Raw genomic sequence first — 2,297 nt, forward strand, 5'->3', positions numbered from 1 at the left:
CAGCTCCCTGAGTTCGTCGGGTGTCGGGGCGCGCATCTTGCCCGTTTGCGGGTCGCGCACGACGACCATGCCTTCCTGGCCGGCGGCCTTGGCATGCAGCGAGAAGGCGGCCATCAGGCACAGGGCGGCGAGCGTACCGATGGTGATCAGTCTTTCCTTGGACATGGCGTTTCTCCGATCAAATGCGCGACTGGCGGCGCAGCAGGGTGAACAGGCCGAGGCCGAACGCCAGCATCATCCAGCGCGCCGGCTCCGGCACCGCCGTTACGACCGAGACCGTATCGAGGCCCACATAGTTCAGGGTATCGGCCGGGCCCAGGTAGCGGAATGCGAAGCGGCCGCTGCCGTTGTCCGTGACGGTGGCCGTGAACTGCTGCCAGTCGGTCGGATAACCGGCCGTGCCGCCGACCGTCGCCAGCAGCGTCGAGAAGTCGGCCACATCCGTGCCGGTGCCGGAGGCGTAGCGCACTTCGAGCATGTCGTTGAAGCCGGGCAGGTCGTCGTGGCGCGTGTAGAAGCTCAGCGTCGTGGTGCCGGACAGGTCGAAGACCGGGGTGATCAGCCAGTTGTCGACGCTGCCGCTGCCGTTCGCGGCGCCGAGGAAGTTGGCGGCCGCGTAGGCGTCCGGAGCGCCGGACTGGGCCGGGAACAGCGCGCCATTGCCCTGGAACCAGCCGCTGCCGGCCGGGACGCTGTTGTTGACCTGGGCCCATCCGTCAAGGGCCGCGACATTGTCGAATCCTTCGTTGAGCACTTCGACCCCGGCCGCACGGGCGCTCGATGCGCCCGGTACGGCGAGCGACAGGGACAATGCCGCTGCCGCACACAAGGTTTTTACGGGTTTCATGGAAGCCCTTTCATGGAAGCCAGTAGGATGGTGGACCGCTCGCGCTGGCTGGTCGACGAGGCCATAGCTGGGCTCATCTTATGAGTCGGACGACAATGAATTTTGATATTTAGCTAACGAACGGGCTGTGCAAATCCACGTACTGTCGGGCGGGACCGATGAGCGCTCGACGCGGGCTGGCGGGGAAGAATGATGAGGGGAAGTATCGTGGGCACGGGGTGCCCACCCTGATCGATGGTCCGGGCCCGCCACACGGCGTGCCGAATCAGCGCCCCGCGCGGCGCAGGCGCAGCTTGCCGACGATGCCGATCGGGAAGAAGTAGATAGAGAGAATGAACAGCACGCCCAGCCACAGCATCCAGCGGTCCGGCTGCAGGGCGGCGGCCAGCAGCGGTATGCCGGACACCATCCCGGACGCCTGCCCCATCAGCACCTTGAGATAGTTCTGGGCGAGGATGAACAGCGTCGCGCCGACGACCGCGCCGTACATCGTGCCCATGCCGCCGATGACGACGATGAGGAGGATGTCGGTCATGACCTCGAAGCCGAGGCTGGTCATCGGCCCGACGTAGCGCAGCCACAGGGCCATCAGCGCGCCGGCCAATGCGGCGACGACGGCGGCCAGCACGTTCGCCCAGATGCGGTAGACGACGGTGCGGTAGCCGAGGGCCTCGGCGCGGAACTCGTTCTCGCGAATCGCCTGCAGGACCCTGCCGAACGGCGAATTCACGAGGCGCAGCAGGAACAGGAACAGCACGAGGCAGCCCGCGAACACGATGTAATAGGTGATCAGCCTGCCGTCGACGGCGCGCCCGAACACGTCGTGGTCGACGAGCGTGTAGCCGGGCGACAGCAGTTCCGGCACGCTGAACGTGCGGCCGTCCTCGCCGCCGGTGAAATCCGAAAGCTGCGACGCGAGTACCGAGAACGACGACGCCACGGCCAGCGTGATCATCGCGTAGAAGATGGCGCGCACGCGCAGGGCGAACAGGCCGACGACGAAGGCAAGGACGACCGTCAGCGCCAGCGCGGCGGCCAGGCCGGCGACGATCGCGCTCCACGTCGGCTCGTCCACGCTGGACAGGGCGATGCCGACGCCGTACGCGCCGATCCCGTAGAACATCGTGTGGGCGAAGGAGACGATGCCCGTATAGCCCAGCAGCAGGTCGTACGAGGCGACGAGGACGACGTACACGCAGATCGTGGCCGCCGTGTTCAGCGGGCGCGCACCGGAAAAGAGGAAGGGCGCGAACAGCAGGCCGAGCAGGATGGCGACGAGGATCGCGGACAGCAGCCTGGCTGCGCGGCAGGTCGCCGGAAAGAAGGCGGATCAGCATCAGTGACGTCCTTTCGCGTACAGGCCGGCCGGGCGCCACAGAGGTGCTGGATCATCCAACGAACTCCTCCGTTTTAACCTTAGCAATACGTAACTGAACGAAGTAAGGTTACA

The 2,297-nt window shown here is 66.1% G+C and carries 2 protein-coding genes and 1 pseudogene; all 3 read right to left on the reverse strand.

What is annotated here, in order from left to right:
* Positions 1-165 (reverse strand): post-PEP-CTERM-1 domain-containing protein (locus ACWNCF_RS03010; RefSeq protein ID WP_449405964.1); only part of this gene is annotated, 165 nt, incomplete at its 3' end.
* 13 nt (positions 166-178) lie between these two features.
* Entirely contained in the window at positions 179-847 is a 669-nt protein-coding gene (locus tag ACWNCF_RS03015) for a choice-of-anchor J domain-containing protein (RefSeq protein ID WP_449405963.1), read from the reverse strand.
* 265 nt (positions 848-1,112) lie between these two features.
* A pseudogene (locus tag ACWNCF_RS03020) lies at positions 1,113-2,184 on the reverse strand (branched-chain amino acid ABC transporter permease).
* Between the last annotated feature and the right edge of the window lie 113 nt (positions 2,185-2,297).

This window comes from Massilia phosphatilytica (assembly GCF_977014125.1).

Excerpts from the sequence above, each read along its gene's own strand:
- ACWNCF_RS03015 (WP_449405963.1), bottom strand. The coding sequence starts at position 847 with ATGAAACCCGTAAAAACCTTGTGTGCGGCAGCGGCATTGTCCCTGTCG.